This window comes from Mucilaginibacter sp. KACC 22773 (assembly GCF_028736215.1).
Taxonomy (GTDB): domain Bacteria; phylum Bacteroidota; class Bacteroidia; order Sphingobacteriales; family Sphingobacteriaceae; genus Mucilaginibacter.
This window is the reverse complement of the sequence record NZ_CP117883.1, coordinates 770,760-792,670: the sequence shown is the minus strand read 5'-3', so window position 1 is coordinate 792,670 and position 21,911 is coordinate 770,760. Positions and strand designations below refer to the sequence as shown.

General features: G+C 41.6%; 22 protein-coding genes. 3 read left to right on the top strand and 19 right to left on the bottom strand.

Annotated features, from left to right (window positions below; genetic code table 11):
* Nucleotides 1–42: 42 nt before the first annotated feature.
* The 3 genes from PQ469_RS03390 to PQ469_RS03380 are packed head-to-tail and all read right to left on the bottom strand — an operon-like array spanning nucleotide 43 to nucleotide 2,800.
* Nucleotides 43–750 (bottom strand): Cthe_2314 family HEPN domain-containing protein, encoded by a 708-nt coding sequence (locus tag PQ469_RS03390; protein ID WP_274211729.1) that lies wholly within the window; start codon nucleotides 748–750, stop codon nucleotides 43–45.
* Nucleotides 750–1,823: a restriction endonuclease gene (locus PQ469_RS03385; protein WP_274211728.1), complete on the bottom strand. Its 1,074-nt coding sequence runs from the start codon at nucleotides 1,821–1,823 to the stop codon at nucleotides 750–752. Before PQ469_RS03385 ends, PQ469_RS03390 begins: the two co-directional genes overlap by 1 nt.
* Entirely contained in the window at nucleotides 1,820–2,800 is a 981-nt protein-coding gene (locus PQ469_RS03380; RefSeq protein WP_274211727.1) for a hypothetical protein, read from the bottom strand. The genes PQ469_RS03385 and PQ469_RS03380 overlap by 4 nt, the downstream gene beginning before the upstream one ends.
* A gap of 131 nt (nucleotides 2,801–2,931) precedes the next feature.
* Here PQ469_RS03380 and PQ469_RS03375 point away from each other — a divergent pair, with 131 nt between their 5' ends.
* Together PQ469_RS03375 and PQ469_RS03370 are read left to right on the top strand one after the other, a co-directional pair.
* Nucleotides 2,932–3,414, top strand: coding sequence for a GNAT family N-acetyltransferase (locus PQ469_RS03375; protein ID WP_274211726.1), 483 nt, complete (start codon nucleotides 2,932–2,934; stop codon nucleotides 3,412–3,414).
* A 226-nt stretch (nucleotides 3,415–3,640) separates the two neighbouring features.
* Nucleotides 3,641–3,901 (top strand): XRE family transcriptional regulator, encoded by a 261-nt coding sequence (locus tag PQ469_RS03370; protein WP_274211725.1) that lies wholly within the window; start codon nucleotides 3,641–3,643, stop codon nucleotides 3,899–3,901.
* A 157-nt stretch (nucleotides 3,902–4,058) separates the two neighbouring features.
* On the opposite strand, the gene PQ469_RS03365 is transcribed toward PQ469_RS03370, so the two are convergent.
* From PQ469_RS03365 to PQ469_RS03310, 12 genes are all read right to left on the bottom strand, one after another.
* A complete protein-coding gene (locus PQ469_RS03365) occupies nucleotides 4,059–4,511 on the bottom strand; it encodes a macro domain-containing protein (protein WP_274211724.1) in 453 nt (150 codons plus the stop codon).
* Between the two features lie 4 nt (nucleotides 4,512–4,515).
* Nucleotides 4,516–4,707 (bottom strand): hypothetical protein, encoded by a 192-nt coding sequence (locus PQ469_RS03360; protein ID WP_274211723.1) that lies wholly within the window; start codon nucleotides 4,705–4,707, stop codon nucleotides 4,516–4,518.
* 23 nt (nucleotides 4,708–4,730) lie between these two features.
* Nucleotides 4,731–5,555, bottom strand: coding sequence for a PRTRC system ThiF family protein (locus tag PQ469_RS03355; protein WP_274211722.1), 825 nt, complete (start codon nucleotides 5,553–5,555; stop codon nucleotides 4,731–4,733).
* A complete protein-coding gene (locus PQ469_RS03350; protein ID WP_274211721.1) occupies nucleotides 5,552–6,286 on the bottom strand; it encodes a PRTRC system protein B in 735 nt (244 codons plus the stop codon). Before PQ469_RS03350 ends, PQ469_RS03355 begins: the two co-directional genes overlap by 4 nt.
* Nucleotides 6,267–7,373 carry a hypothetical protein gene (locus PQ469_RS03345; protein ID WP_274211720.1) on the bottom strand — a complete coding sequence of 369 codons (1,107 nt, stop codon included), beginning with the start codon at nucleotides 7,371–7,373 and terminating at the stop codon, nucleotides 6,267–6,269. Before PQ469_RS03345 ends, PQ469_RS03350 begins: the two co-directional genes overlap by 20 nt.
* 64 nt (nucleotides 7,374–7,437) lie before the next feature.
* Nucleotides 7,438–7,656, bottom strand: a complete 219-nt coding sequence (locus tag PQ469_RS03340) for a PRTRC system protein C (protein ID WP_274211719.1) — start codon at nucleotides 7,654–7,656, stop codon at nucleotides 7,438–7,440.
* A gap of 2 nt (nucleotides 7,657–7,658) precedes the next feature.
* Nucleotides 7,659–8,249, bottom strand: a complete 591-nt coding sequence (locus PQ469_RS03335; RefSeq protein ID WP_274211718.1) for a PRTRC system protein E — start codon at nucleotides 8,247–8,249, stop codon at nucleotides 7,659–7,661.
* A gap of 7 nt (nucleotides 8,250–8,256) precedes the next feature.
* Nucleotides 8,257–8,496 carry a hypothetical protein gene (locus PQ469_RS03330; RefSeq protein WP_274211717.1) on the bottom strand — a complete coding sequence of 80 codons (240 nt, stop codon included), beginning with the start codon at nucleotides 8,494–8,496 and terminating at the stop codon, nucleotides 8,257–8,259.
* Between the two features lie 18 nt (nucleotides 8,497–8,514).
* Entirely contained in the window at nucleotides 8,515–8,763 is a 249-nt protein-coding gene (locus PQ469_RS03325; protein WP_274211716.1) for a hypothetical protein, read from the bottom strand.
* Between the two features lie 12 nt (nucleotides 8,764–8,775).
* The gene (locus PQ469_RS03320) at nucleotides 8,776–9,153 is read right to left on the bottom strand and encodes a hypothetical protein (protein ID WP_274211715.1); all 378 of its coding nucleotides are present in this window, start codon (nucleotides 9,151–9,153) and stop codon (nucleotides 8,776–8,778) included.
* A gap of 49 nt (nucleotides 9,154–9,202) precedes the next feature.
* Entirely contained in the window at nucleotides 9,203–10,267 is a 1,065-nt protein-coding gene (locus tag PQ469_RS03315; protein WP_274211714.1) for a DUF932 domain-containing protein, read from the bottom strand.
* Nucleotides 10,268–10,326: 59 nt separating this feature from the next.
* Complete coding sequence (locus tag PQ469_RS03310) at nucleotides 10,327–10,704, bottom strand: single-stranded DNA-binding protein (RefSeq protein WP_274211713.1); 378 nt, start codon at nucleotides 10,702–10,704, stop codon at nucleotides 10,327–10,329.
* Between the two features lie 669 nt (nucleotides 10,705–11,373).
* On the opposite strand from PQ469_RS03310, the gene PQ469_RS03305 reads away from it, so the two are divergent.
* Nucleotides 11,374–13,614 carry a histidine kinase dimerization/phosphoacceptor domain -containing protein gene (locus PQ469_RS03305; protein ID WP_274211712.1) on the top strand — a complete coding sequence of 747 codons (2,241 nt, stop codon included), beginning with the start codon at nucleotides 11,374–11,376 and terminating at the stop codon, nucleotides 13,612–13,614.
* Nucleotides 13,615–13,662: 48 nt separating this feature from the next.
* Here the strand turns inward: PQ469_RS03305 and PQ469_RS03300 are convergent, their stop codons facing one another.
* The 4 genes from PQ469_RS03300 to PQ469_RS03285 all read right to left on the bottom strand — a co-directional run bounded on the left by PQ469_RS03300 (nucleotide 13,663) and on the right by PQ469_RS03285 (nucleotide 21,695).
* Nucleotides 13,663–16,008 (bottom strand): sensor histidine kinase, encoded by a 2,346-nt coding sequence (locus tag PQ469_RS03300; protein ID WP_274213805.1) that lies wholly within the window; start codon nucleotides 16,006–16,008, stop codon nucleotides 13,663–13,665.
* Nucleotides 16,009–16,174: 166 nt separating this feature from the next.
* The gene (locus PQ469_RS03295) at nucleotides 16,175–18,145 is read right to left on the bottom strand and encodes a sigma 54-interacting response regulator (RefSeq protein WP_274211711.1); all 1,971 of its coding nucleotides are present in this window, start codon (nucleotides 18,143–18,145) and stop codon (nucleotides 16,175–16,177) included.
* 10 nt (nucleotides 18,146–18,155) lie between these two features.
* The gene (locus tag PQ469_RS03290) at nucleotides 18,156–20,402 is read right to left on the bottom strand and encodes a tetratricopeptide repeat-containing sensor histidine kinase (protein ID WP_274211710.1); all 2,247 of its coding nucleotides are present in this window, start codon (nucleotides 20,400–20,402) and stop codon (nucleotides 18,156–18,158) included.
* Between the two features lie 456 nt (nucleotides 20,403–20,858).
* Nucleotides 20,859–21,695 carry a sensor histidine kinase gene (locus tag PQ469_RS03285; RefSeq protein ID WP_274211709.1) on the bottom strand — a complete coding sequence of 279 codons (837 nt, stop codon included), beginning with the start codon at nucleotides 21,693–21,695 and terminating at the stop codon, nucleotides 20,859–20,861.
* Nucleotides 21,696–21,911 lie beyond the last annotated feature (216 nt).

Below are 21,911 nucleotides of genomic sequence, written 5' to 3'. Positions count from 1 at the left end.
TTGATCTTCATTGTGTAAGTTCATTATATTTAGGTTGCAGAATCAGGGTAATCTGGAGAGTGAATTTAAGATCGGATTAAATTCTTCTTCCAAAGCTAACAATAGTATAATAACTGCCTGCTTCAGTATTCCCTGGTTCTTTTCAAAGACTTCTGCTTTGCTAATCATGATTCTAAGGCGCATTTCATAAACGTCATTATCGTATGGCGCTAACTGGTACGATGTCAGCATGGTCATATCTGAATCTGCTAAATCGCCCCGGTGGGCAATTGTATCACGAAGCGGTTTGATCCTGGCAAAAGCTTCTTCAAAATAATCCAGGAAAAGATAGAGTTTTTTATTTTGAACTACCGGGTGGGCACGTACCTTCTTTTCCAGGCCCTGAGATTGTGATAACCCCATTCGGAAAACCTTATTCAGCAATTGCAGCACCTGGTCTTTTAATTTCGGCAGGCGAAAAAAGTAATTCTCGAAATGGTACTTTATATAATCGCCGCGATCAGCCTTCGTCATTTTAAATGATTTAATTTTTGGATGAGCAAAACGGATCAACTTAATGGTTAATGTAATATCATCAAAACTCTGGCTGATGCTGGTCATAATGTCGTTAAGATCTTGCAGGTATAGCGCGTATTCACTGGTCCGTTCATGTTTTTTCAAATACATGTCGGTAATGAATTGTTGCACTATCCTTCCAACGGGCGTTGTATAGAGGGAAAGTGTATTGAAATCTATATTTGTCTCATTCATTATTTGATCTTTGGAAATACTGTTTGCTTGGAACGGTCCAGATCCCATTCTATAAAGGCATTATTTTTATTGCCCTGAAATTTATAGTAGATCTCTTCATAAGGCATTCCATCGTGATCAAACAAACAAAATAAATGAGGGCAGGACGTCATTTCATCTCCATCAGGAATAAAGGCGGCAATACCTGAATAAGGAATCCTGCCAATACATTTAACAGGTACTACCTTGTATAAAGGGCTTTTTAACCGTTCATCATCAGAACTGCGTATAGGTTCCCAATACCCATCTTTGTCCATAATGATATCGGCCCCTATCGCAGCGGAAAGGTGAAGCTCTATGCCATTATGGTAAGTATCGTAAAAGAACGAACGAAACCAGGGACTGATTTTAGCCTTTTCCTTTTCGGGCATTTTGGGATAGGTGCGGTCATCTACTGAACGGATGTAAACGTCTTCACTGATAAATTTCAGGCTGGGATCTTTCGATATTCTGGCCCTGTTTGCCGGGTCTTTTATGGCTTTATGATTAATGATCGCTTTGAGCAATTTTTCTTTTAATTTCAGTCCTCTGATAACTTGCCGGGCGTTGGCTTGCGTTGTTTTTTCTTGCGCCGGATCATGACCAAACGCGATGGCTTTGATTTTCGGATGAGCATATAAAAATGACTCCAGGGTGGTAGCTGTCCAAATAATTAATTCAGGTACACCGAGGCTTGTGCAATAGGTATTAATATAATCATATTTAGCTCTCGTAAGGTCACAGGACACGATTAATAAAATGACATCAGGCATCCGGTAATTGGTGATAATTTTATCGACCATGGATTTCAATTCGCCCTGGCTGACCCTGGCATGGCGCTTACATTGGATCAGCCAGCTTTCCTTTTTGCCGCCGGGTTCTAATTTTATTCCCTTAATATCGACCCCACCATCTGTTCCTGTCCTGCCGATATGTATCAGTTCATGCCAGGTGTACATGGCTTCAAGGAGCATAAAGGAAATATCTTCGAAACGAGATGAATCAAGATCGGAAAAGTGGGGTCTGTTAGTGGTTTGCGTAGGTTTAATATTCATGGCTTATAATCCGGGACACTGGTATAACGACACTCAACGGCATCTTTTGAACGATAATCTGAAGGAAGCTGAAACTTAAAGGTTGTCCCTTCCGGTTTAATTTTCCATGAGTAGTTAAAGATAAATAATTGCAGACAGCACTTTGTCATTTCAGCTTTTTGGACCAATATATCCAAATTGAAATTGGGCCAATCAGCCGGGTAAACCAGTCGCAGGTAATTATGCTCTTCCCCTAACTGAGACATAAAGGGCATGACATTCTCCGTAAAACCCGGCATCATAATTCCATGGGTAGTTTTCACCGTCCCTTTTTTTAACCCTGCTGCAATACTCAGGTTATCATAAACGGACAGATAAGGCGACATTTCCCCGGCTTTGTCTTTCGCAACCTGCTCAGCGTTAAAAATATTCCCAAAGGGCCGCATTGCTACGGAAAGGCCGTGCTTATACTGGTTATAAAAAAATTCATAATCTTTATAAAACTGCACAAGTTCTGCCATATAACCGGTTAAACGTTCGGCCCCGTCGAAATACTTTTTCTGATCACTTTCCTTGTCATAAGGCAGGTTATCGGGAAAATGGAAGGCATTTGCCACGTATTTTCTTTCTGCCTTAAAAGTTTTAATAAAGTTGGTTACTTCGCCCGCTTTGTATGTTATGATGTTTCGTATAAAAAATTCCGGTTGTTTGGAAGCCCGGATCAGGGCGAACAGATCCTCAATATACTGAATACATTGCGCGATAGCATCGAAATATAAGCCATTTTGGATCTCCTGGGCAATGGTAGCTTCGCCAGTATCGTCCCGGTTACTTTTAACCTTGCTGGTAAGATCTGCATAAAACTCATACCGGTTATCGATAAGCTTCTGAAGGGTCAATACTTTGGTATACCGCCATTCTGAATAATAATTGTTCAGGTATGTTAAAGTTAAATCTACAGTAGCTAATCTTCTTTGCTCATTGGTTAGTTTAGGCATATTCCGATTCCAGGACAGATAATTCCTGTCTGTAAAAATAAACGATTTCGATTGGCGATCGATGCTTTGTTATCCACAAAAGATATATGGAATAAATATAAGCCTTACCTTGTAATTGAATTAATCAATCCATGAGCGATCACGTAATCCAGTTACTATCCCCGGCCGAATGTTCCAAAGAACAATTGGCAGCCTTTTATGAATTGGTCCTTTCGGGAAAACAGGTCGATCCGGAAGGGCTGGAAGATCGGATAGCCCGGGCCGATACGCTTGCTTTTTTTTATATCGGCGGTCAGGTGGCGGGTGTTGCCTCTGTTAAAAATCAAAAACGAAGTTATATAACCGGGATCTTTTTAAAAGCCAAAGTTCCGGGGATGGCGGAAAGCTACCGGTACGAAATAGGTTATGCAGTTACGCACCAGGATTTCAGAAGACTTGGCATCAGCACGAAATTAGTTACCGCATTGCAGGCCGGAAAGCCTGGTGTTAAATTATACGCAACGACAAAAAACGATGACATGCGTGATCTGCTGGTGAAATCCGGTTTTACGCAAGCAGGCAGTTCCTATAAAAACGCCAAAGATGAAAATTTGAGCTTATTTGTTTCTGCCTGATATTCCCTTATTTTCAATCCCTGCATAAGCAGTCTCAACCGGTGGTTTAAGGTTTTAGTTTAACAAAAAGTCCCGTGCACTCGCTGCCGGGACTTTTAACCTAAACCTTATCACAATTAGTGGCAGGAATGCCACTGTTAGATGGCCAAAATTACTGAATAATGTTCACAAAAGAACCATCTTTAAAGGGGTACCAGGATTCCATAACGTTCTTTAATTTCCGGGCATGATTTCAAACCAATTCAATATTATCGACGGAGTTGACCCCCAGGTTGATGCGCTCAAAAAATTAGGTAACCGGATTAAGACGCTACGAATGAAAGCAGGCCACCATCATTATGAAAGGTTCGCTTTTGAAAATGACATCGGCAGAATCCTGCTTCGCCGTGTAGAACTTGGCGGTAATGTGAAGTATAATAGCCTGCTAAAGATCATTGCAGCATTGAGAGTAACGCCAGCAGAATTTTTCAGCGAAGGTTTTGATTGAGGGAAATCCCGCCCATTTAAATCAGTCGGTCAGGACAGAAGCAGTTTTAGCAATGGAGCGCCCCGTATTTTCACCAAAGTTATCAATGATATGAAAATACGGGGCGAAACGGGGCTCCCCGGTTTGCCGGGGAGCCCGCCGGGCGTTTTGGCTGGTATCAGGCTGGTTCGTAAACAATGATCTCCATTGATAATTCGGACAGCATACCGGTAAGCATGGGCTTGATAACTTGCCAGTCCAACCCGCCATTTCCACAGCCTAAGGCGGGTAAAGCAATACTTTTGAGCTTACTTTGTTTCAGGTAAGAAAGCAGTTCGATTAGTCCCGAAGCGATATATTCATTTTTCGCCGGGTTTCTCCAATCCTGCTTGGTAGGAAAGTTGATAATCGTTTTTTCACCTGTCAGCAGGTTGCTGTCTTTAACTACAAGCAATTTGCCTGTGACCAGTTCGCCTTTCCTACACGCTTCTTTGTATTTTTTATAATTAAAGGGGAACGCCTGTTTGAATTGCAGGGCGATTCCTTTCCCCATTACCCCAACAGTATTGACCGTATTTACCAACGCTTCAGCGCCCGATTCCAGTAAATTGCCTTTTGTGAAACGTATCATTGCCCTAACTCCCGCTTTTTATTTCTGTGTCCAATAATAACAGTTTTTGATAAATATCTTCCCAATATTTATATAAATACAAATCATATTCAGAGGGCTTGCTTACCCGGTAGTGGCGGAAATCATCCGCCTGCAAAACGGCTATCGGCAAATCAGTTACTATAATTTCCTTGCCATCCAAATCTATAATTTTCATCACTTGGTTCTTTTGATATGAAATCAGGCCACTTTCAATGGCTGTGTTTTAAACTCCTTTAAGTTCAGGAAAAAGCCCCTGTTGAACAGTATGCCCTCCCGGAATACCTGCCATAAGAGGGAAGCGCCTAAATTGGCTAATGCAGAATTAATAAATAAATCCTGTTTGGTCAGGGCTTCGGCTAAAGAGCAGCTTGGCGTATTGTCCGTACTTTCCGAGGTTTCCAATAATTCTCTGAATTCCGAAGTAACCATAGGCAGTGTTTCCACCACCCTGAACTTTTTGCTTTCGGGTTGCTTGATGTCTGTCAGCGTTGACAGGATAACCTGTCCCGTATCCCTGCTGTTCCCGAAATCCATCCAGTAAAGCGGACGGTTACGCATATAGGTAACCCGCTCATCCAAATTGAGCAGTAATTCCGCAATCTCGAAACGTGCGGATACGGTATCAACACAGGATATGGTGAACTCCGCCATTCTTAAATCGGGGGAGACTGCAATCGTTTCCTTATTGTACTTATCGGTGATGGCTTTCCAGTTCGTTCCGAAAAACAGGTTAATCCGGTTGACCAGTGCCACTGCCTTGTACATACCCAATTCAGCAGTAGCGAACAGTTGCCTGCCGAGGTTCGCAACCTCAACCATATCATCATCAAATACCCGCACCATTAAACCGGGATGATGCAGTGCGATCAATGCGTGGTTCATTCTGCCTAAAGCGGTAAGGAACTGGCTTCCTGTTCCCCCTGCACCAATTAAATTAATCTGTATCGGGTTATAAGGGTTGAGCAATGTTTTTTCTACGATATGCACGCTCGGCCTGACGGCTTTTAATTTTTTCGTTTTCATGTCATTAAGCTTTGTAAGGTGTCATTGGTGGATTTCAACAGGTGAGTTGGAAAGGCATTTTCTGATTTAACCAGTGTTTGCCATAACTGGACGATGTTTTCGGTTACCGGGTTAAAGTCATCCATCAGGTGGCTGAAATAGCTGTTCCAAAAGTAATTTTCCCATTGTGCCATGAAATCTTCCAAACGGGCGGACTCGCTGATATTGATTTTAACCGTCCCCATACAAACCCTGCCTGTACGGTAAATATTAAAGAATGGTGCATGGAACAATTTGGTGTTGCCTGTTGGTTTTTTACCGGCTTTCAGGGCAAATACTGCTAATTCTTCCCGGCCTGCTTTCCAAAGCATTGCCGGGACTTTCCCCCTCCCTGATTTAATTCCCAAAGCGGATGCGAAATATAACGGCACTTCCTGCGGTGGGGTAAACCAAACTGCATACCCGCCCTGTTGGGGATTAACATACAGCACCTGATTAGGTATGATGCCCCTGCTTCGCAGGAAGCCCGTTTTCATTTCCTCGGCGGCTTGAAACAAGCCGCTTAATTGCAGAGTTTCCTTAAAGGTAAGCGGGTGGGCGTTTATCGGCTTTCCGAATTTGCCAATATCATAGCTTTCCACGTAAATATTGCTTTCTTCCCCGCCATCTTCAACAGTTGTTTGTTTCTGACAAATCAGCAGGGCTTTAACCGGCTGATAGGAATTACAAAAGTTATTCGTTAGGTTCTTCATAATCGTAATCATTTAATATTTCAGATAGTCGGTCTATCAGTGATAAAATCCTCGGTTCAAAATCGAAAACATGGCAGGGCTTTTCCTGCGGGCGGTCAAACCATTGCATGGTTACGGGTTCTTCCTGGTAACCCATTTCCTGAAATTCATCGTTTATCATCCTGAACAGCATTTTTGCAAGCCTGTCTTCCCCGCTCCAGTAAAAGGAAATATACTGTTCCCAATAAATGGTATTGTTATCCTCCGGCTCATCCTCGTAGTACATGCTTTCCCTTAATGCCCGTTTAGGGTAGTCCTTAATCAATTTGATAAACTCCGTAACCAACTCCGTCAGGTATTTATCAGCCCCCCCCGTATTTTGGTATTTAAGGCAAAGCCGTTCCAAATCTTTCAATTGGAATTGCTTTTGAATTTCAGACTGTAGTATCTTCCCCGCCTGCTCCAATATTTTCAATTCGTTGACTTGCTGATTTCTGTAAATAACATCTTCTTCATCCTCGTCACCATCGACCTCTTCCAGCCAGTTTTTAATCGTGTCATAATTACTGTCAACCGTTCCCGGTTCATTAAAGAACGGCACTCCTGCAACCTGATAGAGGTAGGCGAAAAGCACAATAAATAATTGGTACCGGGGACGCTCCGCCTCTATGTCCCGCATTTTCCAAACCGGCCTCACCGGGATATAAAATAAGTGATAGCCTGTATCAAATGATTTCAGGGTGGTCATGCAACAGGCATGTTGTTTATCCTGTCCGATTTTAACCTGTAAATCGAAGTTGCGTGTTTGCTGTTCAGTAACCTTATTATAAGCTTCCCTGATATTTTCGGGAAAGGACAGGCCGGAAACATCCGGCTTTGTCCATCCGTAGAGTCTGCACAGGTTTTCGACGGAAATAAAAAACTCCTGTTCAGCCTTTTGCCAGTCATTAAAGGCTACACCCCAAACAGGCTGAAAGGCATGGTTCAAAAAACCATTCCGGTGCATTCCTGCGGTGCGCTCCTTAACGGGTTTTGCTGTACCTCTCTTGCGTCCGGCAAGCGGTCTAACCGCTCGGTGAACTGACCGAATAGCTGATGTATTTTCCATTGTTTACTGTGTTCTATGACGGTTACTTTTCTTTTTTTGATTAGCTTTTCCATGGTGAATCGTTTTAACCCTTAGTACCCATTGTGCTTTCAAAGCGGTACTGTACTTCATCATTCCTGATTTCAGGCCCGATAATCCGTGCGTTGGTCAATACCGGATATGTACTCGCATAAAAGTTGAGTACCATATCGGGGTCGAATGTTTTACCGGGGTCGGTTAAGCGGACTTCCTGCCCGTTCTCCTTATGGATAAAAATCCTTTCTAATTGCGTTGTCTGTAACATGGCTAGTCTTGATTAAATAGTTGCAGGGCTTTGTCCATTTGTTCTTTTTTCCGGGTCAGGTCGGTTTTTCGCTTGTTCAGTTCCTCCGCCTTTTCAGGGTAGTCGGTCACGGATGGTAAAACATCCAAGGCTTCTGCATATTTACATGCATCGTTCAGTAACACGACTTTTCTGATAGCTTCCGTATAAATTCTCTTTTTTTCCTCGGCTGAAACTTTCGGCTCGGTAACCTCCAAATCATCCTCACCGTCTTCGTCACCCTCTGATTTCACCTTGGCGGGCTGACTTTTATTATTTTGCGCCAGTTTCTTTTTAGCACCCTCTAAAGATTTACGGTAAGCATCAAGATTGCTGTATAAACCTGCGGTTTCCTGTACGGGCTTTTCAATGGCTTCAAAAAAGCCCTCATCCATTTCTGTAGCAGTTCCCTTGAAAATCAGGGGGGCTATGGTTTTCAGGGCAGGGTCGTTATTTTCGGTTGGCGCATAAAGCGCAGACACTACAAAACGCCCGTTTTCGTCATTTTGGATGCCTATTTTCCAAATGCCCGGGGCATTCAGACTGGCTATATTTTCAAAGAAATTCGTTTTCATATTTTGATTATTTAAAGATTAAAAGGAATGCACCTGCAAGAATGGCCAACACGGCTAACAGGTTAAACAGGCTTTCTATCCGTGTGGTAATCCACCATTTTTCATAGGATGAAAATTGCTGCAGACCTGCTACACCCCTGCGGTTGAACCTGCGCCTGCTGATTAGGTAGCGGATAGCCAAGCCTATGCCTATCAGGCTATAAGCATGCAGGCTCGTGTTATTCAGATGAATGATTAATAGTTCCATTGTCGTATACTTTAATGATTATAAAAACAGGGATAAATTTTGCGCCTCCTTGCGGTTGTCTGGATGATACGGAACGCTTTCCTCTCTTAATTTTAAGATAATAGCGTACCAAATAATCTTGGCGAGGCGGTAATCATCCCCTGATTCCCTTTCCACATCGATTGCCCCGCTGTCTACCGCTTTTTGATATAACCGTTCGATTTGGCCGGACAGGTCATATTCCGTCAGCAGTTCATCAAAACGTTTTTTTAGCAATTGCTTTTCCATTTTCTGCGTGTTTTAAGGATTAAAAAATAATTCGACGGCTGTTTTAAATTTGGGATCGGTATGCTTGCCATGTTCGGTGTAGGTGGTCAGGCAGTGATTCAGGTATAATGCGCTGTAGCCGTCAAATAACTGGTCACTGAATACCGCACTGCTCTTTTCCAGTTGCCTGCCGTATTTTTTGATTTTGCGGTCTGCCTCGTCGGCTAACTGAAACCAAAAATCCACCCCGAACAATTGGTTAACCCAAACCCTGCGCACTTCATCGGGGTTCTCCCGCATATAGGTGCTTAACTGTTGGGTATAGATTAAAAATGCGGGTATCTCGTGCATCAGTAAAGCGTGTAATAATCTTGCTTTCTGTACATTGTTCATGGCTCTTAAAGGTTGCATGATGTTAAATTTTGAGTTGGAAAATAAGGGGGATTGCTCCCCCGTTAATTTATTTGATTTGGTTCAGCGCATTCACGCCATGACGGGCGAAGTCACGGCAGAGGTCAAAAGCTACCTGCCCGCGTTGTTTGCCTGTGCCGTCCATGATCGATTTAAATTTGGCTTCCTCATTCCCGTATTTACGCACGTTTTGAAAATACCCGGTAATGGCATTGTAAGCGCCAAATACTGTACCTGCGGTAGTGTCCATTTGCTGGGTGGGATTTCCCAAAGCATATTCGTAAACACTATCGACGATATTGGTATAGGTAGTTGACAGCTTATCCAGTAAGCCCAGTTCCAGATTGGTGATGACTTCCTTATTTGGAGCCATAGCCACCTGTATCAATTTTTTCACCTGCATGTCGGTGATACGCACCTGCGACCAATGGTTAAAAATATCTTCCAGTTCGTTTGCCATCGTACCGCTGATACCCATTAAAGTATGCGCCTGTTTCAGGCGGTCATTAGCTGAAGCGGTATGCCTTATTTTAATAGAATTGCTATGGTTTCGCATGGCAGCGTTCAGGGTATTGTTGCAGACAATGCGGATGGGGGTAAATGCTGCGGTGATACTGCCGAAACCATCGTGCGAGGTGGTTAAAAACAGGTATTGCTCAATCATATCCTGTCTGCCTACCCTGATATAGCCCGGTAGTTTGGCGGTGATAAAAATACGTTCGCCTTTGCCCAATGCCCCGGCAGTTTCGTATAAAATGCCATCCCCGCCACCTACAATGGCGTCGAAGAATTCAAAGGCGTTCACATTCTGCACTACCTCATAATCTTTGCCGACTACACCCAACACCTGTTCGGTGTCATTACGGATAGTAGCGAAATAATTGGGTACTTCGATTTCAGGGATTAGAATATCATTGTCCGGGTCGCCTGTATGGTTCTCGGTATCATAGGTAAACAGCGGGCGCTTTTCCACGAAATAATCCAAACCCGCATATTTTATAGCTTCTGCGCTTGTGGGGTACTGTTCAACAATCTGACCTAACCCGTGCCATGCTTTTTCCTTTACACTGAAAAAGCTGTGTTTCCCGTTTGCTTCATTGATGTTATGTGACATGACTTTAATTTTTTAAGTGATTACTGAATTGCTCTCGGTTATATATTATGTTTCCGCCCTCAAAAAGGCAGGTCGTCGTCTTCCGGTGCATTGCTTTTGCTTTTTTCCGGCTTTGCGGAGGTGCTGTTTGATGAGCCGCCCAAAAATTTAAGGTTGGAGATATTGCAGGTTAAATAGCTTATAGCATCCCCATCCTTGTTGACCCATGCACGGCTACCCAAACGGCCACCTAATTGTACCAATAAGCCTTTTTTAAGGAATTGCCCTACTTTCGGGTTAATCCAGTAAGCACATTCCACATAGGTGGTCAGTTCCACCCGTTCACCATCTTTGGGTTTGTAGCTGTCGTTAATAGCGATACTGAAATTCACTACTTTTTTTCCTCCCTTAACCTCGCTAACCTTAGCATCAGAGGTTAATCTTCCTGTTAGTTCCATTGCGTTTTTAATTTTTAATTGTTTAAAAAATCTGTTCTTCAAAGACCATTTCGACGGAACCCTCATTTGGCCTTTGATAGAGGCAAAAAACTTGCGCGGGGGGCGAGCGGGGCAAGGCTGCCGCAAAAAATACTACCCGAAGCGCAGCGAGGTGTGGAGATTTTTTAAAGCGGCATTCACATGGCCTTGACCGCTGAAGAGGGGTAAATTTGCCTCAAGCAAAGGCTAAATGAAAAGGAATTAAAACCTGACAGCAATCCGGGGACTGCGATGGAGAAAAGCTTCAGCATAATTATGAAATTGATTTCAACCGGCTGAAGGGAAACTGCCCATCCGGCTACTGTTGCCGGACGAGGCACCCGCAGGGCCTGGTTATTCCTTCGGCCTGGTCGATTGCAATAACTTTTTTGGTTTAAATGCATATCAGGAACCTAACCAAAAAGCTTTCACCGGAATCGGGTAGTCTGGTTCATCAGAATCTCCGGCCTAATACCTAATTCAACTATCTGGATAAGTCAAAAGAGAAATTGGTTATATTTAACAAGCTTTTCCGTCAAGCATTTTTTTACAGGCTATAAATGAACAAGTTAAAACTGGCATTAGATTAGCTTAGTTACTGCAACTAACAGGCCCCATACAAATACGCTTCCTTTAAGACTATATTCCAAAATGAAAAAAATACTCGTCTGCCTGTTCTTGCTTAATTGGGTATTTACAGTCAATGGACAAGTTACATCCCGCCAAAAGGCAGATTCCCTATTGAAATTGGTACCAGGCCTCACTGCGTCAACAACCGGAGCGGGCACTGCTTTGAATTTGGCAGATTTTTATATAAGAAAAGAAGGTTCATCAAAGCAAGACCTTGATAGCGCCGCTTACTTCATTAATAAAGCAAAGAAGTTGCATCCACGGTTCGGTTCGCCATGGACGGATGGTTACATTCTACTTGTAGAAGGCCGTTTAGCAGATAAGAATGGAAAGAAAACAGAAGGAATGTCGCTGGTAGCAAAAGCGGTGGAACGTCTTAAATTCACCGGGGACACGATATTTTTCGGTAAGGCCTGTTATGAATTATCACGCTACTATACAGACCTGACCAATCAACCCCAGTTAGCTATCAGGGTATCCCTGGTGGAGAAAGCAATTGCTCTGCTCAGGCAATCTCCAGACCGGGCTGACCTCGCTGCGGATATGCTCATGCTCGCCGACCTGTATCAGCAACAAGGAAAATTCACGAAATCTCTTGAAGCTGCAAAACTGGCATTGGCTCACTTAAAATCGGCGCATCAACAGCTGCAGGGTATTTATATTTTAATGTGTACGGATGAGCTTTGGTTAGGCAACTATCAGCAGGCGCTCACTTACGGCCTTTGGGCAATAACCGCCAGTGAGCAGGTGCATGAAGAAACCGGCCCGCAACGATTGCAAATTGAAAATACGGTTAGTGTGGCCTATTACTTCCTGCGTAATTGCCCTAAATCTTTAGAGCATGGCAAAACGGCAATGGCAATCGCCGTGCAAGCTCGCGATACCTCAGATACCTATATGATAGCCCAAGGTTTATGCAGAACTTATTTGTCCATGCATCAGCCTCAGCTGGCCATCAATCTACTAAACCAAACTATCGCTCAATATTCAAGCTTTGCGGACTTCGACGTTAACTATAATAATCAGATCATCTATTTGCAGGCATATCTTCAAGTGAAGGATTATAAAAAGGCAAGCCCATATTTCATTTCCAATAAAAGACTCCTTAATGATCCAAGATTAAATGATTTTAAAAAAGCGGGCATTTACCTTATGTTAGAAACCTACGAGAAAGCTTTGCATAACTACGCAGCAGCTTATGTCTATCTGCGTACTTTTTCAGCGTACGCCGAAAAAGAGCATAATAATTTCTACCGCCAAAATAGTTACGGCGAACACGCCAAATTGGATTCTCTTACCCATGACTACAGGTCAGCTTACTTTTACACGATCCGATTCAGAAAATTATCCGACTCTCTTCTCAATTTAAGCAAAAACAAGCAACTCCAGGAGCTGGAAGTTGTTTATAAAACTAAAGAAAAGGATAACTCGATCGAATTGCTACATCAAAAAGCTAAACTTCAGGATGCGGAATTAGGTAAAAGCAGGCGAACAATCAATGAAACAATTGCAGGTATCTGCGTTCTTTTGATCGGTGGTGGTTTTTTCGTTCGTCACTATAATATACGGCAAAAAACGTTTCGGATAATTGGGAAGCAGCACGCTGTGATCACGACTAAAAATGAAGAGATTCTAATAAAAAACAAGGAACTGGAAGGCCTTATTCAGGAAAAAGAGTACCTGCTCATAGAAGTTCATCACCGGGTAAAAAATAATTTGCATACGGTACTCAGTTTCCTTTCGCTTCAGTCGAAATATCTTAAGGGTGAGGCATTAGCAGCAATAAAGATCAGCAGGCAAAGAATCTATGCCATGTCCCTGATCCATCAGAAACTTTATATGGCAGAAGACATAAAAACGATCGACATGAAGTCTTACCTGGAAGAATTCGTTGGCTACTTTCTTGATAGCTTCAGTCCCGACCTCCAAATCAAATTTTCAACGAATATAGAGTCTCTGCGCCTTCCGGTAAATAAGGCTATTCCCGTAGGGTTGATCATAAATGAAGCGATCACTAATTCTGCAAAATATGCGTTCCCTGCGAATACAGAACCTAAAATCACCCTAAGCCTTCGCCAAAAGGAAGAACGAATAGAGTTGATCATCAAAGATAATGGGATCGGGATACCGGGAGATGTCAACCAGGCCACTTACGATTCTCTTGGGATAAAACTGATCAAAGGGCTTTGTAATGACCTGGATGGAACATTATCATTTGAGTCTGCCACCGGCACCATGATCACTATTTTGTTCCGCATATAAATTTTGAATTTCACGCCATTCCACTGCTGCTGTCGTAAAAACAGACCATCAATTCACGATCTCTTCGTGAATACTCCTTTTCACTTTGAAATTAAAGATCAGGCTGGTTCCATTTCGTCTGTCTATCGTAAATTCCCCTTCCAGTTGCTCGCACAAACCCTTCATTAAATTCAATCCCAGCGTATTTGTAGCTTTTTGCTCTGAAGATTCCGGTATCCCGATCCCATCATCGTTGACTTTAAGAATATATGTATAATCAATCATTGCTGTAAGTATAACATCGACATTTCCTGTCCGGCCATCGGGAAAAGCATATTTAATCGCGTTGGTTACCGCCTCGTTCACAATTAGACCTATTGGAACGGCTTCAGCTGCATCTAAGGTCAGCTCTTCTATCCGTAAATTGAAGGAGATATTTCCGGCACCATTAAAACTTTGCTTCAGATAACTGATCAATTCCCTGATATATATATCCATATTTATATACGCGACAGTGTCGGATTGATACAATTGCTGATGGATCAGGGACATTGCCTGCATCCTGTGTTGGCTGCTCCGGATCGCGTCAAGCGCGGCATCATTGTCGATATAATTCGACTGCATGTTCAGCAGACTCATCGTTGTCTGGAGGTTATTTTTCACCCGGTGATGTATCTCCCGGAGCAATAGTTCCTTTTCAGTTAATAATACGGTTTGCTTATGATTCAGTAATTGAAGGGAGTGGTTTTGTTGATCAATCTCTTCTTTTTGAAGTTTCAAAAGGTTGTTGCTTTTTTTATTAAAGTGATAGCGGTTATAGATCATAAATATCACAAATAACAAAATAACTATGGCTGAATAAGTTATTCTCCGGGTGGTCGCTGCCCGTTGTGTTGCCAGTTGGCTTTGAGCCGTAAGCAATTGGATATCTTTTACTTTCTGCCCTGTTTCATATTTTATATTGAGTGTCGTTATCTCCTTATTTTGATTTTCTGAAAATATAGAGTCCTGAAGGGATGAATATTTATTTAAATTATTAAGCGATGATAAGTAATTCCCTGAAACAGAATCGATAATATGCAAAGAAAAGTATGTATGCATCAATGTTTCCTTGTTGGCAAATGTTTTATAAGGTTCGGTTATAATCTTTGAAAGATAAATTTTACCTTTCCTGTAATTTTTAATTTTGACATAAAAACGCCCCAGGCGATATAAGATATTTATATTATCTATCCCGCCCTTTAACATCGGATTGTACTTTTGCAATGCTTCCGCTTTAGCGTAATAGCTTTCGGTGGCTTTATAATCTTTTAAAAGTTCATAGCCGTGCCCCAGGGCAAGATAGGCGAATTGCTGGTCGACGGCATTAGCGGGTGGGTTTTTCTTAATCGCCGTTTTTATTAAACCAATCAGCTCCGCGCCGGATTGATCATTGGGATCTGTCTGTGCAATATCGATGAGCACCGGGTAAAGTTCTGTACTGGTGCCGTGCCTTGCGTATTCCTGGAGTGCCTTTTCTTTCCATTTTTTACTTTCGCTGCTATTTTTTAGAATAGAGTAAGATAGTGCTACTTTCGAATAGAAATTTCCAAGCGCAAGACTATCCCGGGTAAGCTCGGCGCAGTTGATAGCAGCAAGTGCATAGGTTAATTGTTTACTGAAATCGGCCCTTAAGTCCATCAGATAAGCTAAAAGATCATAGGTGTATTGACTATTGGCAAAGTGATAGGCTTTTTGCAAATACAAGGATGCGTTAGCTGCGCTTAGCGCGTCATTTACTTTTTGATTGGCAAAACTTAAATACGCGGTGTTCATCAACGTATTTATTTGGTTAGCAGTATCAGCAAGCTGTTGGTAGAGATGTAGTGCTTTGCTGAGGCATTCCAGCCGGTAGCCTGTAGTATTAGCTAAAAAAGGACAGTACATACCTTGATAGTTAAACGATTTCGCTTGTAATGCCGGGTCAACGTTTTTTTGATCAGCAACCCATTGAAACCATTTTTTACCGGCAGCAATGTCATTCCGTTTATAGTAACATTTTCCTAATAAAATGGCGCATTGTGATGACCATTGTGGTTTATTTAACTCGTCGCATATGCTCTTAGAAAAAGAAAGAAAAAAGATGCCGCTGTCAATGTATTTGGTCCGGAAGCCGGGATAAAACGCGTAGTAAGCGCCAAGCAGCAAGGAAAGCCGAGCCTTGTCATTTTTATTTTTTATCCGGCCCAGGCTTTTTTTAACACTATCCACATTGCCATTATCCATCCACCCGCAGTTTTTTAAGGAATAAACAGGCTCTATGCCTTCTGCAATTACCGGAACACGGCTCAGCCTAAAAGACTTACTGGTTATCGATAAGCTACTGTCCAGGTCTACCGTTGCATTTTTTGCAACGGTGTAATACCCCGAACTCACTTCTAACAAGGTCAGTGTATTCGGTTTAGCTCTTTGCGCAAAGGAGACGCAGGGATACAGTAAACAGAAAAAGAATCCTGCAAGAGGTACCGCGCTTTTTACAACGCAATGTAATAGCCGTTTATATTTTAAACCCATCACGGGTTAGTTAATTGTAACTTCTTCATTATTCAAAATCCTTTAAAATGCCTAATTTCTTAATTCTGGCAAACAACGTATTGGCCGGCATATCCAATAATTCAGCAGCCCCACCGACTCCGGACACTTTTCCATTACAATAGTGCAGTGTTGATATGATATGTTCCTTTTCGAGTTCCCTGATAGTTTTGATCCTGCCGGAAAGCTGCTGGGTCTGTTTTTCTGTATTCTGATTTTGAGGCGCTTCGATTTGTTCAATAATATCCCCCCTGTTAAATACAAGGCTGCGCTCAATGATATTTTCCAGTTCGCGGATATTGCCCGGCCAGTCGTAAGCCACGAGCGCTTTTAATGCGTCCTCTGAAATATCCTTTGCACGCCTGTCCATTTTTTTGGAAAGATTAGCTACAAAATAGCGTGACAGCGCGGGAATGTCTTCCTTTCTGTCCCTCAGAGGCGGCATGGTTATAGGAAATACATTGAGGCGGTAATATAAATCCAAACGGAAGCGCCCTTCTGCAATGGCTTTTTCAAGATTTTGATTAGTAGCCGCAATGACCCTTACATCTGTTTTTATGACCTGGTTTCCCCCTAATCTCACAATTTCTTTCTCCTGCAAAACGCACAATAACTTAACTTGCAGGTCCATAGTCAGCTCACCTATTTCATCTAAAAAAATTGTCCCGCCAATTGCCTGTTCAAATTTACCTATCCTGCGGTCTATTGCACCAGTGAATGCTCCACGCTCGTGGCCAAACAACTCAGATTCGATCAGCGTTGCAGGAATCGCAGCGCAGTTAACTTTAATGATGGGTTTTAAAGCCCGTGAAGATAATTTGTGAATAGCCTGGGCTAATCTTTCTTTACCAGTCCCGCTTTCTCCTAAAATGAGCACCGAAATATCAAAGGGGGCAATTGTGGCCAATTGTTCTTTTATTAGTTTAAAACATTGGCTTTCGCCGATTAAACCCAAACTTAACCCATCGGGCTTTTTATCAGCAATTGAATCTGCAACTGACGGTTTCAGTACCAGGCTGACCCGATCTAATGGCTGGTCTGATTGTTTTTCAACAAATTGCTGGTATGTTGGTATATTATCAAGCAATTGAATTAAAAGCAAGCTTAGCCGGTCCAGTAATATTGTTTGATTTTGATTAAAACCTGTTTTGCTATGACTATAAAATGAAAAGTTAATTTCGCTGGATCCATTACCCGGGAATGTTTTTATCAAAGCGGACTTCAGGTCAAACGTGCGGCCCAGAAATTGGTCGAATGAATGCGTTCGGCATAAGCCTGCGAAGTCATGCTCAACAAAAATCTTTGTTTTTGACGACGGGGTTGAGAATTTTTTAATTGGTTCGAGTTCGCTTTTATCTTTCCCGGCTTTTTCTAAAAGACTGGCATTACCGATTGGCTTAATCTCTTTATCCAGGTTTTTAACAAACCCCTGACCGCCCTGAACCTTTGTTTTTGGATCAGTCCAGCTAACATAAAAAAAGTCAAAAGGTATTTGAGATAATATTGCTGAAACGATTTTTACGCCCTTATCTTCTTTGGTGCCGGTATCAGCGAGGATTTTCACCACTTCATCCTGCAACTTTATTTCGCTGAGGATTTTTGATTCAATATCGTGCTCATACCTGTATTTGGCAATATCAAAGGTAACCAGCACGTCTTTTTCCCGAAAAGGCTTTACTAAAAATCCGTAGGGCTTTGTAGCCTTCGCTGCTTCCAGGATGCTTTGATTGGAGTTTGCGGAAACATAAACAAATGGAATGTTCATTTCTACCAAGTGTTTGGCCAGGTCAATACCCGTAAGTGTCCCTGATAAATAAATATCTAAAAACACCCAGACGGGCCTTTTTAAATTGATTATTTCCAGTGCCTTGGCAACTGAAGGAGCAATTCCTGCAATTTCATAGCCCGCCCCTTCCAAAATAATGCGAAGATCACTAGCTATAATAAACTCGTCTTCAACAATTAGTATTTTCCCGTCCATAACACAATGATTAAATTAAAACCTCTTTTGGTGCAGCAAATTCGTGTTCCAGTATATCATGATACTGAGCCTCAATCATCACGCAGGTACCATGATCATTATTCAGGAAAAAATCGCCCTGTAACTGATCACTAAGCCCTTTCATTAATTTTATTCCGAGGGAATTGATGCTTGAAATATCAAAAGAATCAGGTAGCCCGATTCCATTATCCGTTATTGTTAGCCTAAAACGGTTTTCCTTAGTTCGATTCAGCGAAATCGCTATATTGCCTTTCATGCTTTTTGGGAATGCATATTTAATAGCATTTGTAATAGCCTCATTAATAATAAGCCCCAGGGGTACCGCCTGCGCCACATCAAGTTCGATTGATTGTATTTGTAATTTAAAGCTGATATTTCCTGTTCCTTTGAAGCTTTCTTTCAAATAGTTGACCAACTCGTGAATATAAACATCCATGTTTATATAGGTTAAGTTACAGGACTGATAGAGTTTTTGATGGATCAGGGACATGGCATGCATGCGCCGCTGGCTGCTCCGGATAGCTTCCAGGGCATCTTCATTTGATATATAAGAGGACTGCATGTTTAGCAAGCTCATCGTGGTTTGCAGGTTATTTTTAACCCGGTGGTGTATTTCACGCAGCAGCCAGTCTTTTTCACCGATTAAGCTTTGAAGCGCCAGGTTCTGTTTGTTGATTTCAAATTGTTTCACCTCTAACTTCAGGTTACTTCGTCGTTTGTTCCGGTAACCATTATAGGCCAATGCCGCTATAATTAACAACATGACGATCCCTATAAATGTTATATTCCTTTGCAGGTTTGCCTTTTGCAATTCGGTCCGCTGAACCAGGCCCCTGCTTTCCAATGCCGCAATAGATTTTTCCTTTTGGGCGGTTTCGTATTTTATCCCCAGCTCCGCTACTTGCTTGCTTTTTGTAGCGTTAAATAAGGAATCATTTACTTTTTTATATAGTTCAAAGTGCCCGATAGCAGAAAGGTAGTTACCAGAAGCTGAATCAACTTTAAACCTCATCAACTCAATTTCGCGTAAGTTTAATGGGCCAATCAGGCTGTTCGGAAAACCCTGTAGTTTTTTCAAATAGAAAGCTGCTTTTGTAAACTGCTGAGTAATTATATAAAAATTAGCTACTGTTTGGTATTGTGTTTCGTCGGCGAGGGCTTCATTTATTTTTAGCATTGCCACGTAATATTTTTCAGCCAGGTCATATTGTTTGAGGGCTGTGTAGCAGTTTCCGAACAGCTTAAATAAAACCCTCTTTTGATCCAGATTCAGTAAATCACCCGGTTTAAAATTTTGTTTCAAAAGGCGAAGCGCTTCCTGGCTTCTATTTGTTAATATTAAATCCTTGGTCAGCCATGATAATTCATTTATGAAATATGCACTTTTACCCTTTTTCGAAGTGCCTAGTGCCTTGTAACAATAGAATTCTTCTTTATCGTGCATTCCTAAGTCGGCATAAACCAATACAGCTCTCAGGTAAAAATATTCCCTCCCGGAAGGGGGTATCGTAGCTTCAGCGTATTTTATAGCCTCTAATTGATAATACAATCTTTTTTGCAGTTCCCCTTTTAAATTATATAAAGATGCAAGCAGATCATAAGTGTATTGCAATTTTTGGTAATGAATAGCCTTTAACTGGCCCAGTACATCAAATAATTCCTTTTCGGAAAGGTCAAGTTTGCCCTGATTAAGGTGCATATCCGCCGCGTTTTTCAGCATTGTGATGACACTTAATTTGTCATTAAGTGTTCTGAATAAAATTCTCGCACGGCCATAGCAAAATGCTTTGTCATCTAAAAGATTTGGAAAACCGGGAATATTGTCACCTAATCTGACCCAGCTCTCCGCTTCCAGTTTCATTTGACCGGTTTTGTGATAATAGTTAATCACCTGCATAAGGCAAGCCTTTCCGGATTTAATATCATTCCCTTCCAGGAAACAATTTCCTTTAAGGATCAAAGCGGCATTTTGCCACTTTATAGAATTTAGCACGGTACTTAACTGCATGGCCTGGGTAAAAAAATTAAGAGCGCTGTCCAGGTCATTTTTATATTCACCAGATTTAAAAAGGTAGTAACTTCCCAATTGCAATTGGAGCTTAACCCTGTTCGTGTCCGGTTTGCTTTGTTGAATAAGCGCCATTATAGTGCCGGGCGAGTCTTTTGGTTGTGACCGGGCCGTAACCCACCCGGTTAGCAAAAAAAAGATCAGGCATATTGTTAGTGTCCTAAGCATAACCGACTTCCATATTAAATCAATGATTTACAATTCCCCTATAAAGATACCGTTAAACTATTCGTTAAATGATATTTAAACTAAAACCTCATTTGATGCTGCAAACTTATGTTTCAGTATATCATGGTATTCAAAGTCGACCATTTCGTGAGTCCCATGAGTAATTATTTCTCCAATCAATAAGCGTAAATCATCGCTCAATTTCGGTACCTGGTTTAAAAAGGAAAGCCGCCTAAATCCTTTTATCGTCGTTGGGCTTATCAATATTATATCCGCTTAATTGCAACCTTAGTTTAATTCTATTGGTATCTGGCTGGCTTTTTTTACTATGCATGATTTGAATACCCCGGGGAATTACCTGGTAGCGGCTGGGCATAACCCATTCAAGTGAAAAAAATAAAGCATATTATCAGTAATTTAACCATAACCAGCTTTTATTGGGGGGGGACAAAAAAATCATTTACTATTCAACAATTTAAAAACGATCGATAACTGTGTCCCGAAATTATTTTCCATTATCAGTTCACCCTGCAATTGATCCGACAACCCAATTATCAAATTCTTTCCCAGTGTATTATTATTGTCATTGAAAAAGTCGGGTAACCCAACGCCGTTGTCTTTTATGATCAATGTTATATTTTTTTTCTGATCCCGTTCTAATCTGATCATAATCTTCCCCTTCTTTGTGACCGGAAATGCATACTTAATCGCGTTGGTAATTGCTTCGTTGATAATCAGTCCTAAAGGTATTGCCCTGGTTAAGTCAAGCATTATAGGCTCGGTTAATAATTCAAATTCGATAGCATTTTGTACATTGAAAACATCCCTTAAATAAATAACAAGTTCCCCGATGTACTCCTTCATATTAATCGCCGATGAACCATCAGAGCCGTTACGCTTTTTATTAATTAATGAAATCGCATATATACGCCGCTGAATATTTTTTATTGCCTCAGACGCGTCCTCATTGGAGACATATACTGATTGCAGATTAAGTAAGCCCAGCGTTGCCTGAAGATTATTGTTTACCCTATGATCTATTTCGTTATGTAACCATTCATTTTCAGAAAGCAGCCGGCTTTGCTCATTATTCAGGTGCTTTAATTGTTCTTCTATTTTAAGAATGGAAAGATCTTTAGCATCAATTTCTAACTGATGCCTGTTAATTTCTGCTTTGCAGCGCTGTTTATTAAGGTAACGGCACCGAAAAGTTCTTACTAAAAAATAAGCAATAACTAAACCGGATATGATTACAACACCAGCCAAAACATTATTTTGTGCGAACTCAAACATTAACTTGTTTTGGTTTTTAAATTAGGCCTGCATATTTATATGCAAGGCATTGGGCTATTACAATGCCAATTTGCAAATGCCTGGCTTACAGAAATTTGATGCTAAACTCCCCGGTTTTTGTTGTTTTATATCGCTATTTTACCAAGGCTAATGAATAAACCGGGTGGAAAATGAGCGTTGGAGGCGAGATGAATAAAATGGGGCTTAGCCTGGAGT